Genomic DNA, 12,265 nt, shown 5'->3' with positions numbered 1-12,265 from the left:
AATGTTTGCGATGAAGCGCCGGGGTCGTAAGCCCAAACCGCATACCGACAAGGACATACGGCTGATGTCGGACGTGTCCAAGCAATTGACCGAACAGATAGGTAAGCGGTTTAGCGGAAAGGCAATCAAGTTCCAGGCTGCACAGGAGTTGGGAGTAAGTCGGGCGGCGCTGTACAACTACATAAGAAAAATTGATGTGCCCGGCATGGACGTGTTGGAGCGTCTTAACCAGAAATGGGGCCTGGAGTTTGCGTATGGTGTACTGAAGCTAGATACAGAGTTCTTCCGAGCTCAGCGTGAATCAAGGCCGCCGGCCACGGACACGCGATCCACGGCTCAGCAGTATGTGCTCCCATTTATCGAAGGTCTGCGAGAGCAGGATATTGAGGTCCTGCAAGTTACCCCGCATAAACCGAGCTCCGTCGACGTCAGATTACGCATACGGTTCGCCGGTTGAAATCAGCAACGCCATCAAATCCCCGGTTGACACACAGACTTGTGACGAGGCATGATGCTGCTGCGCATAATATGTCTCGCACGCGATTTAGCTACGCCTTTACTTACCGCTACTTCTTTGGGAGTGGCGGCCGAGGCGGAGCTTGTGCGTACATTCCGTAGCAGCTAGCGCAAAGATTCCAGACCGAAGCCGCGAACTCTCCAGGGTTCGCGGCTTTTTATTTTGTCAGCAGAAATTTCAGCAGAAGCGGTTTCAAGAGAATCGTTTTTCAGGAGATTGCAATGTCCACCCTCGTATCCGACTGGCGCGCCGCCATTGACGTCCTCGACGGCCAACTGCTCAACCTGCTCAACATCCGCGCCAAACTGGCCTGCGAACTGGCCAAGGTGAAGCGCGAAACCGGCATGGAGATTGTGGATCCGGAGCGCGAGCGGCAGGTGCTGGCGCGCGTCCGCCAGGGCAACAGCGGCCCGCTCGACCAGGACGCCATCACCCGCATCTTCCAGAGCATCATCGAGGAAGCGCGGCGGGTGCAGGCCGGGGCGGAGTAGAAGCAGGTTCAGTTTCGAGTTTCAGTTTCAGGTCGTCAGATGCCGGCCTGAAGCGCTCGACCTGAAACTTACAGTGACCCCGGCGGCGGCTGACACTCCAACTCGTTACCCTGTCGGCACCTGCGGTCAGAACGACTCTAACTGTGTCTGATTTGCCACAGTCCACTCTTGAATCGTCCGCTGTAATCTACTCATCAGAAAATAGTTAGTTCGCATAGAACTTGTTGTGCGGGCGTGGGTCTTCGTTTAAGACGAGTCTCAGCAAGCGATCTTTTTGGCCTTCGAACAAACAATCCGCGGCCCGGTGGCCTGTGAGGGCGTAGGCCTGCACTCGGGCGCGCCGGTGCATATGCGCCTGTTGCCCGCGCCGGCCGGCACGGGCATCGTCTTCCGCCGGGTGGACCTGGACGGCTTCCTGGTAGAAGCCATCAGCCGCAACGTGGCGCGCGTCAGTTATGCCACCAGCCTGATGAAGAAAGGGGTGCTCATCTCCACCACCGAGCACCTGCTCTCGGCGTTCATCGGACTGGGCGTGGACAACGCGATCGTGGAGCTGGACAACCTGGAGCTGCCCATCCTGGACGGCAGCGCCCGCCCGTTCATGGACATGGTGCTGAACGCGGGGCTGAAGAAGCAGCGGCGGCAGCGGATGTACATGCGCATCCGGCGCGAGCTGGAATTGCGCGAAGGCGACAAGTTCATCGCCATCTATCCCGCGCCCGGCTATTCGGTGGCCTACACCATCAATTTTCCGCACCCGCTGATCGGGCGCGAAAGCTTCGAAGTGGAGCTTTCCGACGGGCAGTACCGCCGCGAGATCGCGCCCGCGCGTACCTTCGGTTTTGTCGAGCAGGAAAAGGCGATGCGCAACCAGGGCCTGATCCGCGGCGCCTCCGAGCAAAACGTGATCGTGCTGACGCGCGACAGCGTGGTGAACGGCCCGCTGCGCTATCCCGACGAGTTCGTCCGCCACAAGGTGCTGGACCTGATCGGCGACCTGGCGCTGGTGGGGCGGCGCATCATCGGACGCGTGGTCGCCGACCGAGCCGGACACGCCATGCATACCGCGCTGGTTTCGCGGCTGCTGCGCGATCGCACATTGTGGGAAGAGACGACGGAAGAAACTGCGAGCAAGCCCGCGTACGCAGCGGCGGCGGAACTCAGAACCTGAAAAATAGTGGTCAGTGGCCAGTCCCACTATCGCGTTCGAGGGCGAACGCGCTCCAACTGCTTCCAAGCAACTGCAAAACGCCCGAAGCCTAAAGCCTTAAACCTAAAACCTAGAACCCAGCGCCTGTTTCAGCTTTCACGGTGCCAGAAGCTGCGTTTTGCCGGCTCGGGTTTCACCGGCTTCTTGTCGCCTGCCGCTTTCTGATTGAACCACTTCGCCATGAGTTCCTTGACGGTGAACGGAGGGTTTTCAAAACGGATGCCGGCCTGGGATTCGCCGTCCACCCAGGCGATGGTGCCGTTGGTTTCGATCCAGCTGCTGGTTCCGGGCAGCACGAACTTAATCGTGGCCACCGCCTTGGTGTCGCTGGGCATGGACTTCAGCTTGACCGCCATGCCGCCCTCGCTGAGGTTGATGGCGGTGGCCAGCACTTCATGCTGGCGTTGCTTCTCCTTGTCTTCGTAGCGCAGAGTGACCGCCATGTCCACCGGGTGGCGGTAGTAGCGGCGGCGCTCCGCCAGCATCATGCCGTGAACGGCGCGGAAGCTGTGCAGGGCGCGGTCGGCGGTGATGGGCTTCTCCAGGGCAAGGTTGGCGCCCATCTCGAAAGCGTTGCGCACGCTGGTGATGCCGTTGATGATGGCGAAGGCGGTGGAGGTCTTGTTGGAAGCCAGCTGGCGGACGCTGCGGAGCACGTCGAGGGCGCCGTGGCAGTCGTCGCAATCAATGATGATGGCGTCCCACTTGCGGCGCGCGAGCTCCTCAATCGCCTTATCGGGGACGGTGCAAACCTCGACCTCGATCTCCAGGTCGTTGAGAACCCGGCGCAATACGCGAATTACATCGTCGTCACGGCTGAGCAGCAGTGACTGCAGCGCCATCTCGTTGGCCAACCCCGGTGGCTCTTGCCGAGCTTCGATTCTATTCCATGTGAGCGCAGATCGCATTGCCCGACCAGTTACTATCGTGTCGCTCTTGCCAGTTGCGGCGCAAAACAGGAAACTACGGCGAGCATGCGCAAGACCGTCTATCTCTCGCTGGGGTCAAACCTGGGCGATCGGGAAGCCAATCTTCGGGACGCCATTGCCCGGCTCGCGGAGCTGGGCGAGGTGACCGCCGTTTCCTCGTATTACGAGACCGAGCCGGTGGATTTCCTGGACCAGCCCTGGTTCCTGAATTGCGCCGTCGCCATCAGCACGGAGAAGATGCCGCGGCAGTTGCTGGGCGCGCTGCAAAAGATCGAGCAGGCGATGGGACGCCGCCGCGCGCAACCCAAGGGCCCGCGCGTGATTGACCTGGACATCCTGCTGTTCGGGTCAGCGGTGGTGGAAACGGCGCCACTGACCATCCCGCACGCGGCCATGCACGAACGGCGCTTCGTGCTGGAGCCGCTGGCGGAGATCGCGCCCGATGCGCGCCACCCGGTGTTCAAGCGAACCGTGCGCGAGCTGCGGGATGGACTGCCGCCGGGGCAGCAGGTGAAGCGCTGGCAGGGGAATTCACCACGGAGCCATCCCTCGGCTGGGCTCGGGGCAGGCTCCGGCACGGAGAAATAAAGAATTGCGAAGTCAGAATGCGTTTAACGATTTTGTAATTTGGTAAATGGGTAATTTAGTAATTTCTTGTCATCGGTAATCGTTGTTGAGCAAATTACCAAGTTACCGAATTGCGAAATTACCAAATTGTCTCTGCCTCACTCCGCGTCTCCGCCGTGTCGTGAATCAGCGTTGCCAGGGAAACTGCTTCTCCGGGACCACGACCACGTGGAAGATGCCGCCGATGTCGGCAGGATCGTCGCGGCCGTTGACGAAGGAGAACTCGCGCTGCTTGCCGGTGAGCAGCGGATCCACCAGCTTGATTTCCTTGATCTGGAACATGCGCTGGCCGTTGGGGTAGATGTACTCGTCGTAGGTGACGGCGCGGACCACCAGGGCGCGCGATTTCCAGAACAGCAGCACGGGGAGGCCGAGGCGCAGGGGGGCGATGAGGTCGTCGGGAATGGTGGGCGCGCCGGAAATGTAGCGCGATTCCAGGCGCACGTGGCGGCCGTCGTCGAGCACGTAGGCGCCGTCAATCACCTTGGCCAGTGTCTCCAAGGCCGGCAGGGTGTCGATGCAAACCTCGCCGTAGTTTGCCTTCTGCACCCAGGTGTTCTGCTTGATCGCCACCTGCTGGGACTTCAGCATGGCCTCAACCGCGACAGCCCAAGCCCAGTTGGCGCACTTCTGAACCGGGGTCGGCAGCCAGAACGCGGTCAGCTCGACCGTCTGGTCCGGCAGGCGCATCAGGGGCGCGCCTTTGGGCTTTTTTTCGGCGGCCAGGGGGAGCGCGAGCGCGGCCAACAGCATCACGATGAGGTATCGGCGAAACACTTGCCGCAGATTAACGCTGATGAGCGCAGATGGCGAGTGGCGATGTGAATTACTACGCTACGACTGATTCACCACCGAGACACCGGGGGCACCGAGGTACACCGAGAATAAATTGAGAAGTTTTCATGGCGAGTGGCGACGTGAATTACTACGCTACGACTCATTCACCACCGAGACACCGAGGGCACCGAGGTACACCGAGATGATTCGGCGGTTGCCAACAACTCCATCAGTTGGGCACGAGAGTAGGGATCCCTCGACTCGCCCGTGCAAAACCGGCGCGGACCTACGACTCATTCACCACCGAGACACCGAGGGCACCGAGGTACACCGAGAATAAATTGAGGAGTTTTCTCGGTGAGTCTCGGTGGGCTCGGTGCCTCGGTGGTAGGAGTTACTTCGAAAGTGCGGCGAGGGAGTCGCGGAACAGGGCATCGAAGGTGGCACCGTTGCCGGCACGCGCGGCGGCGGCCACGGCGCGCTCGGCCGCGGTGCGCTGGTATCCCAGGTTGAGCAGCGCCGACAAAACATCTTCTTCGGCGGGGGTGGCCGCAGGCAGGGTGGGCGCGGCGCCGAAGCCTTCCAGCTTGTCACGCAGCTCCAGCACCATGCGCTCGGCGGTCTTCTTGCCGATGCCGGGAATGCGCGTCAGGCGGGCGACATCGTTGCTGCGGATGGCGCTGACCATGTCGGGTGTGGGCATGCCGCTGAGGATGGTAATCGCCAGCTTCGGACCGATGCCGCTGACAGAAATCAGTTTTTCGAAAAGCTGTTTCTCTTCGGAGCGCAGGAAGCCAAAGAGGGCAATCGCGTCCTCGCGGACGTGGGTGTGGATAAAGAGCGCGACCTCGTGGCCGGCAGCGGGCAGTTCGGAAAATGTCGGGACGCTGATGGTGACATCGTAGCCGACACCTCCGGTGTCGACGATGGCCTGGTTGGGATGCTTGGCGATGAGCTTGCCGCGTAGATGGGCGATCATGGGAGGCTCCAGGCTTCAGGCGCCGGGCGAGAGAATATTATCCGCGCGGCGGCGCGCATGCACGCGCATTCTCGCGGTGCGAGGGGAAACCGCTCATCTGTAAACGGGGATGGGGCACCGTCTCTAGAACCGGCTTCAAAAATACATTTTCGCCTCAGGAAAAATGTCCCTCAGGGGCTAAAGCCCACTATTTTTGCGGCCTCGAGCGGCACGGCTGAAGCCGTGCCCTACCCAAAAACCTGCTGTTGACCATTGCCGCTCGCGGCTCGTAGCATGACTCAATCCTGTGGGGCGGGATTCCATGGAAGGGACACTGGTTTCGCATTACCGGGTTGGGTCGCGTCTGGGCAGCGGTGGCATGGGCGTGGTCTATGCCGCCGAGGACCTGACGCTGGCCCGGCAGGTGGCGCTCAAGTTCCTTCCCGAAGCGATGGAGGCGGATGCGCTGGCGCTGGAGCGTCTGCGGCGGGAAGCGCGCTCGGCGTCGGCGCTGAACCACGAATCCATCTGCACGATTTATGAAATCGGCGAGCACGAAGGCCGGCACTTCATCTCCATGGAGTTGCTGGAAGGCACGCCGCTGGATGCGCGGTTGAAATCCGGCGCGCTGGCGGTGCCGGAACTGTTGGACATTGGCATCCAGGTGGCGGACGCGCTCGATGCCGCCCACCAGCGCGGCATCGTGCATCGCGACATCAAGCCGGCAAATATTTTTCTGACCCGCCGCGGGCGGGTGAAAGTGCTGGATTTCGGGCTGGCGACGGTGTTGGTGGACCGCGCGGCCGCACTGACGGTGGGCAGTACCGCGCCCGACCCGCGCCTCACCAGCCCCGGCACCGCCATCGGCACGGTCGCCTACATGTCGCCGGAGCAGGCGCGTGGCGAAGAACTCGATCCGCGCAGCGACCTGTTTTCGTTCGGCACCGTGCTCTACGAGATGGCGACAGGAGTGCTTCCGTTCGACGGCAAAACTACGGCGGTGATGTTCGCGGCCATTCTGGAAAAAACGCAGGCGCCGGCATCGTCGGTGAACGCGGCGGTTCCGGCGCGCCTGGCAGAGATCATTGACAAGTCGCTGGAAAAGGACCGCGACCTCCGCTACCAGACCGCGGCCGAATTGCGCGGCGACCTGAAGCGCCTGAAGCGCGACTCGGAGTCGGGTCGAACGGCGGCCGCGGGCGGCACGACCGAATCCGTCGCGGCCGCTCCCCGACGCAAGCCGGCGTGGATCTATGGCGGGATCGCGGCGCTGGTGGTTGCGGTGATCGCCCTGGCAACATATTTCTATTCGTCACGCGCTTCCCGAATAGCGGTGACGCCGCAGACCTTGAGCATCGCGCGCCTCACCGACAACGGGCACGTGCACGACGCTGCGATTTCGCCGGATGGCAAGTGGCTGGCGTTGATGCGCCACGACGCCCACTCGGCGGCTTTGTGGGTGAAACAGGTGGCGACCGGCAGTGAGACGCGGGTGGTCGAGCCGCAAGAAGGGGAGTTTTCCGACCTGGCGTTCACCCCCGACGGCAACTATCTGTACTACGCATTCCGTCCGGCGGGAAAAGCGCAGCAGGCGGTATACGTGGTGCCCGCGCTGGGCGGGACGCCGCGCCTGGTGATCAACAACACCGCCACCGGGGTTGCGTTCTCGCCCGATGGCCGGCAAGTGGCATTCATGCGCGAAGTGGGTGGGCGCGATCGCGTCCTGGTGGCGGATGCAAACGACAATGGCGAAAAAACGGTGACCGAGAACGCGCATCTGTATAAGACGCCACCCTCATGGTCGGCGGACGGCAAAACGCTTCTGCTGACCACCGACCTGTTCACCGAGAGGGGCCTGGGGGTATTGCTGCTGCAGCCGGTGACGGGCGGAGAGGCGCGCCAGGTTCCGGCCCGCGGCCAGGTGCCCGCGGCGCAGTGGCTGTCGGATGGAATGGTATGGCTGGAAAAATCGCCGGAAACGCAGGGGCGCTCGCAAATCTATTTTCGGGCGGATCTCTCCAGCCAGCCGGTGCGCCTGACCAATGACCTGAACGATTACGGCGATGCGCTGAGCGTGACCGCCGACGGGAAAGCAATCGTGGCGGTGCAGACGGAGGCGGCTACCAGCATATATGTTGGCGATACCGCCAGTCTCGCCGGTTTCGACAAGCTCAAGGCGGTGACGGCAGCGTCTTCGGAGCGTGACGTCACCGACTGGACGCCGGACGGCAAGGTCGTGATCGCGGATGCCTCGGGGCACTCGACGCTGTTGAACCCCGACGGCACGGGCGACGTCCGGCTCCCGACGCAGGAGTTCGGCCTGGCCCCGTCCGTCTGCGGCGACGGGAAATCATTCCTGTATTCGAGCCTGACGCGCAGCAATGCCATCCACGTGACGCTGGCGTCCACCGGCGGGGGAAGGGAAACCGACCTGACCTCGGGGCGCATGGACTGGCAGCCGGTCTGCTCACCGGACGGCGCCTGGGCTGTCTATTTGAGCCACGACAGCGGGGTGTGGCAGTTGATGCGGATCTCGACTTCCGGCGGCAAGCCCAGCTTGCTGTTCGGGGAAAACGGCCCGTGGTGGCCGAGCATCTCCGGCGATGGCAAGTACGTGGGATTCCGCGCTGGCGCCGGGGATGAAGACCGGAAATTCATTGTCATCCCCGCCGAAGGCGGCGCGCCGGTTCACCAGTTCAACGTGCCGCCGGACAGTGACATCTTCCGGCTGGCCAGCGACGGCGCCGGTTTCTACTACACCCAGCACGATGGCGATGTGGACAATCTCTGGTACCAGTCCATGGCCGGTAGTCCGGCGCACCAGGTAACGCACTTCACCAGCGATCACATCTACGCCTTTGCCTTCTCCCGCGACGGCCGCCGCGTGGCCTTCACCCGCGGCAACGAAAAGCAGGATGCGGTGATGCTGAGCAATTTTCGGTAAATCGGGTGATCGGGCGATCTGGTGATCGGGTGATCTGGGCCGAACAACATTGCCGATTGTCGATTTCATAGGGGTGCGTTCGACTCGGGCGTGCGCCCTCGCTCAGGATGACAGTCGTTAAGGAGGATGGCCATGAGGTTCAAATCTTCTTTTCGTTCATCACACATACTGGCGCTGGTTTGCGCCTGCCTGCTGATCTCGACCGGCGCGTCTGCCCAGCACGAGCATGCTGCCGGCTCGAAATCGGTGTGCGCCGAATCCGGTTTCGGCAACACGCATCACTCGGTGAAGACCACCAGCCCGGAAGCGCAGCGGATGTTCGACCAGGGGCTCGCGCTCGACTACGGCTTCAACCACAACGAGGCGGAAAAGTGTTTCCAGCGCGCGGCCCAGCTCGATCCCCAGATGGCGATGGCGTACTGGGGGATCGCGCTGGTGGTCGGGCCCAACTACAACCTGCCGATTGACGCGGAGCGCGAAAAGCAGGCCTACGAGGCCATCCAGAAGGCGGGCCAACTGGCGGCCAACGGCCCGGCGGTGGAGCGCGAGTACATCGCAGCGCTGGCCAAGCGCTACACCAACCAGCCGACCGAGGACTACCACGCGCTCGACGTGGCCTATAACGCCGCCATGCGCGAGCTGGCGAAAAAATATCCCGACGACCTGGATGCCGCTACGCTGTTCGCCGAAAGCGGCATGAACCTGCGTCCGTGGAAATTGTGGAAGCACGATGGCACGGCTGAGGCGGGGACGGAGGAGATTGTCGCGACACTGGAATCGGTGCTGCGGCGGGATCCCGACCACCTGGGCGCCAACCACTTCTACATCCACGCGGTGGAGGCATCGAATGATGCGGACCGGGCGCTGCCCTCGGCACTGAGGCTGGGGGCGCTGGCGCCCAAGTCGGGTCACCTGGTGCATATGCCGGCCCACGTTTATATCCGCACCGGCATGCACGAGGTTTCCGCCAAGATTAATGTCGACGCTGCGGCTGCCGACGAGGCCTACATCGCGGAAACGCAGCCGCAGGGCATTTACCCGATGATGTACTACACCCATAACCTGCACTTCATCGCCTACGAAAACGCGATGATCGGCCGCTACCAGGATTCCGTCGCCGGCGCCAAGCGCGTGCAGGCGCACGTGGGGCCGCATGCCAAGGAAATGGCGCTGCTCGATGGCTTCAACGTCATGCCGGTGGTGGTGATGGTGCGCTTCCGGCGCTGGGACGAGATCATGGCGCTGCCACAACCCGATTCCGCGCTGCCCATGAGCAACGGTATCTGGCATTACGCACGCGGTCTCGCCTTCGCCGACCGGGGCAAGATCGCCGAAGCTAATGCGGAGTTGGAGGCGTTGCAGAAGCTCGCGCCGGCTATTGCCAAGGTCCCCACCATGGCTCCTGGACCGAAAAACGCGACCATCATGCCGAAGCTCGCCGCGCACATCGTGGAAAGCCGCATTGCCTGGGCGCAAGGCAAGAAAGACGCGGCCATCCAGCACTTGCGCGAGGCCGTCACGTTGCAGGACGAAATGGATTACACCGAGCCGCCGGACTGGTTCTATCCCACGCGCGAGTCGCTCGGCGGAGAGCTGTTGCAGGCGGGACGTGCGGCGGAAGCGGAGAAAGTTTTTCGCGAGGATTTGCAGCGCAACCCGCGAAATCCGCGCTCGCTGTTCGGCTTGATGCAGGCGCTCAAAGCGCAAGGGCGCGAGCACGATGCGGAGTGGGTGGGGCAGCAATTCGAGGCGACATGGAAGAATGCGGATGTGAAACTGAGGGTGGAGGATTTGTGAGGGAAAGTTGGTTCGGGTAACGGACGAGGGCGCCCCTGGCGGATCGGGTGATCAGGTGATCGGGCGATCCGGTGATCGAGTGATCTGAACAACATTGCCGATTGTCGATTGCCGATTGTCGATTGTCGATTTCACAGACGCGAGGGCGCCGGAAGCCTACATTTTAGGAGTGACCTGACGCGCTCGAGGGTGAGCGCGCTCCATCTGGGATCTACAAGCTGAAAGCTGATAGCTGAGAACTGATTATCCCCGGCGCTTGTAATAGACGTTGAACTCGAAGCCGGGGTTGGGCGGGAACAGGGCGGCGGCGGCGCGCAGCCGTTCCGCCAGCGCGTTGGGCACCAGCAGCGGATATTCACGCTCGCGCAGGTCGTAGTAATCCACGTCGAGAAAAATAGCCAGCATGTAGATGGCGATAGCGTCGGCGAAGGCCGCCGTCAGGTACTCGTTGCGCGCCTTTTCCGCCTGCGTGCCGGGCGTGGTGGCCGCCTTGCGCGATTCGAAGGCATCCAGGGAGGTCTCGCCGCGCACGCGGTCTTCCGCCTGCTTCCACACCAGGTCGGAGAACGGCTCGGCCACCCCGGCCTGCTCGACGAAGGCGTGCGCCACGTTGATATAAAACTCGAAGGCCACCGAGAAGCGGTCGTCCATCAGGCGAGTGGAGATAAAGACGCACTGCGAGTCGCCGATGTTGAGGTTGCGGTGGCAAACCGCGTTATCGCTGAGCGAGACGTCGTAGCGCTCGGCGATCAGCGTGTCTTCTCCCTGGCCCACCGCCAGCGGCACGAAGTAATACGCCTTGTGATGCAGCGACGCGGCCACCGAGCGGGGCACGGTGGCCACCATGCGCTCCAGGTCGGCGGAGTTGATGGTGACCTCGCCCATGGAGGCGAAGCACACGCCGTTGGGCGCCTGCGAAACCGGGGCGCGGCGAATCGCTTCCGCCGGGGTGAGGGTTCCGGATTGGGTGGTGTCTGCCATGAGTAGGTGCCGGCCGCTACCAATTCTAGCTTATGTCCGGTTTGCAATCTGGGTTACTATCCGCCAATGTCGCTGTCGCCCGTCGAGGTGATCGGATTCGTCACCGGGGTGGGCTGCGTCTGGCTGGCGGCGCGCGCGAACATTTGGAACTGGCCGGTGGCGATCGTCAATGCCATCAGCTACATCATTGTCTTCTTTGGCGCCAAACTCTACGCCGACTGCGGCCTGCAACTGGTGTACGTCGCCATCTCCGTGTACGGCTGGTGGAGCTGGCTGCACGGCGGACGCGACCGCTCCGAGCTGCCGGTGACGCGGGTGCGCGCCAGCGCGATTCCGATGCTGGCGCTGGCCACCGTCGTTGCGGCTTCAATCCTCATGTTTCTGCTGCGCCGCTACACCGACAGCACGGTGCCCTTCTGGGACGCGCTCACCACCGCCATGAGCCTGACCGCACAATACATGCTGGCGCGCAAGATCATCGAGAACTGGTGGCTGTGGATGGCCGCCGACATCCTCTACATCGCGCTGTATGTCTACAAGGGGCTGTACCTGACCGCCGTGCTCTACGGCGTGTTCTTTGCTCTCTGTGTCGTCGGACTGGTGCGCTGGCAGAAGCAGCTCGGGGCGCCTGAGGCCGAGGCGGGAACCCTGGAGCGGATATCGCTTCAATCCCGGAGATGAGCAGCAAGCGGTGAACCTGCCGTTCTCTCCTCCGGTTGTGGGTGGCGCGGTGGGCGCTTTGGGAGAGACGGCTGGCCAAGACTTCGGGACTTTGCCAGCAGCACGGCCACTAAGAAGAAGAAGCCAAGCACGGCGACGGTAAAACTCATTTCCCCTCCCGCCAAGAAACGGCTGGCTCGAATTGAGTCCAGCTTCTGATTTGATAACCGACCCCCTAAAGATTGAATAAGAAGTCCATAAAAAGTTCATAAAGCGGGCGCCGGCGCCACCGACACGACGCGAAGCAAGGGAGCGAGCCGAGGGTCCCAGCGCTGCGCTCGTGAATCGAAGCGTGGGTTGATTTCCCCTTGTCG

11 protein-coding genes are annotated in these 12,265 nt (G+C 62.3%); 7 read left to right on the top strand and 4 right to left on the bottom strand.

The features are described 5' to 3' along the window. The first annotated feature begins 1 nt into the window (after position 1). The 3 genes from LAN70_12245 to lpxC all read left to right on the top strand — a co-directional run bounded on the left by LAN70_12245 (position 2) and on the right by lpxC (position 2,179). Positions 2-457, top strand: a complete 456-nt coding sequence (locus LAN70_12245) for a helix-turn-helix domain-containing protein (protein MBZ5511925.1) — start codon at positions 2-4, stop codon at positions 455-457. A gap of 281 nt (positions 458-738) precedes the next feature. After that, the gene (pheA, locus tag LAN70_12240; GenBank protein MBZ5511924.1) at positions 739-1,008 is read left to right on the top strand and encodes a chorismate mutase; all 270 of its coding nucleotides are present in this window, start codon (positions 739-741) and stop codon (positions 1,006-1,008) included. A 268-nt stretch (positions 1,009-1,276) separates the two neighbouring features. Next, the gene (gene lpxC, locus LAN70_12235; GenBank protein MBZ5511923.1) at positions 1,277-2,179 is read left to right on the top strand and encodes a UDP-3-O-acyl-N-acetylglucosamine deacetylase; all 903 of its coding nucleotides are present in this window, start codon (positions 1,277-1,279) and stop codon (positions 2,177-2,179) included. A 128-nt stretch (positions 2,180-2,307) separates the two neighbouring features. Here lpxC and LAN70_12230 read toward each other — a convergent pair whose 3' ends face one another. Continuing rightward, positions 2,308-3,072 (bottom strand): response regulator, encoded by a 765-nt coding sequence (locus LAN70_12230; protein MBZ5511922.1) that lies wholly within the window; start codon positions 3,070-3,072, stop codon positions 2,308-2,310. Positions 3,073-3,192: 120 nt separating this feature from the next. Between LAN70_12230 and folK the strand changes: the two genes are divergently transcribed. Further along, positions 3,193-3,735: a 2-amino-4-hydroxy-6-hydroxymethyldihydropteridine diphosphokinase gene (gene folK / locus LAN70_12225; GenBank protein ID MBZ5511921.1), complete on the top strand. Its 543-nt coding sequence runs from the start codon at positions 3,193-3,195 to the stop codon at positions 3,733-3,735. Positions 3,736-3,900: 165 nt separating this feature from the next. Here the strand turns inward: folK and LAN70_12220 are convergent, their stop codons facing one another. Continuing rightward, positions 3,901-4,551 carry a hypothetical protein gene (locus tag LAN70_12220; protein ID MBZ5511920.1) on the bottom strand — a complete coding sequence of 217 codons (651 nt, stop codon included), beginning with the start codon at positions 4,549-4,551 and terminating at the stop codon, positions 3,901-3,903. 394 nt (positions 4,552-4,945) lie between these two features. Next, positions 4,946-5,530 carry a Holliday junction branch migration protein RuvA gene (gene ruvA, locus LAN70_12215; GenBank protein MBZ5511919.1) on the bottom strand — a complete coding sequence of 195 codons (585 nt, stop codon included), beginning with the start codon at positions 5,528-5,530 and terminating at the stop codon, positions 4,946-4,948. 301 nt (positions 5,531-5,831) lie between these two features. Between ruvA and LAN70_12210 the strand changes: the two genes are divergently transcribed. Both LAN70_12210 and LAN70_12205 read left to right on the top strand, forming a co-directional pair. Next, the gene (locus LAN70_12210; protein ID MBZ5511918.1) at positions 5,832-8,453 is read left to right on the top strand and encodes a protein kinase; all 2,622 of its coding nucleotides are present in this window, start codon (positions 5,832-5,834) and stop codon (positions 8,451-8,453) included. Positions 8,454-8,585: 132 nt separating this feature from the next. Then, positions 8,586-10,250, top strand: coding sequence for a hypothetical protein (locus LAN70_12205; protein MBZ5511917.1), 1,665 nt, complete (start codon positions 8,586-8,588; stop codon positions 10,248-10,250). 243 nt (positions 10,251-10,493) lie between these two features. Here the strand turns inward: LAN70_12205 and LAN70_12200 are convergent, their stop codons facing one another. Next, the gene (locus tag LAN70_12200) at positions 10,494-11,231 is read right to left on the bottom strand and encodes a hypothetical protein (protein MBZ5511916.1); all 738 of its coding nucleotides are present in this window, start codon (positions 11,229-11,231) and stop codon (positions 10,494-10,496) included. A gap of 66 nt (positions 11,232-11,297) precedes the next feature. Here LAN70_12200 and pnuC point away from each other — a divergent pair, with 66 nt between their 5' ends. Further along, entirely contained in the window at positions 11,298-11,912 is a 615-nt protein-coding gene (gene pnuC / locus LAN70_12195) for a nicotinamide riboside transporter PnuC (GenBank protein ID MBZ5511915.1), read from the top strand. Positions 11,913-12,265: the final 353 nt, after the last annotated feature.

The sequence above is a fragment of the Terriglobia bacterium genome, from assembly GCA_020072845.1.
Classification (GTDB): domain Bacteria; phylum Acidobacteriota; class Terriglobia; order Terriglobales; family Acidobacteriaceae; genus JAIQGF01.
Note: the sequence above shows the minus strand (reverse complement) of the source record. Positions and strands in the feature narration are given on the sequence as shown.

Excerpts from the sequence above, each read along its gene's own strand:
- LAN70_12245 (MBZ5511925.1), top strand. The coding sequence starts at position 2 with ATGTTTGCGATGAAGCGCCGGGGTCGTAAGCCCAAACCGCATACCGAC.
- pheA (MBZ5511924.1), top strand. The coding sequence starts at position 739 with ATGTCCACCCTCGTATCCGACTGGCGCGCCGCCATTGACGTCCTCGAC.
- folK (MBZ5511921.1), top strand. The coding sequence starts at position 3,193 with ATGCGCAAGACCGTCTATCTCTCGCTGGGGTCAAACCTGGGCGATCGG.
- ruvA (MBZ5511919.1), bottom strand. The coding sequence starts at position 5,530 with ATGATCGCCCATCTACGCGGCAAGCTCATCGCCAAGCATCCCAACCAG.
- LAN70_12210 (MBZ5511918.1), top strand. The coding sequence starts at position 5,832 with ATGGAAGGGACACTGGTTTCGCATTACCGGGTTGGGTCGCGTCTGGGC.
- LAN70_12205 (MBZ5511917.1), top strand. The coding sequence starts at position 8,586 with ATGAGGTTCAAATCTTCTTTTCGTTCATCACACATACTGGCGCTGGTT.
- LAN70_12200 (MBZ5511916.1), bottom strand. The coding sequence starts at position 11,231 with ATGGCAGACACCACCCAATCCGGAACCCTCACCCCGGCGGAAGCGATT.
- pnuC (MBZ5511915.1), top strand. The coding sequence starts at position 11,298 with ATGTCGCTGTCGCCCGTCGAGGTGATCGGATTCGTCACCGGGGTGGGC.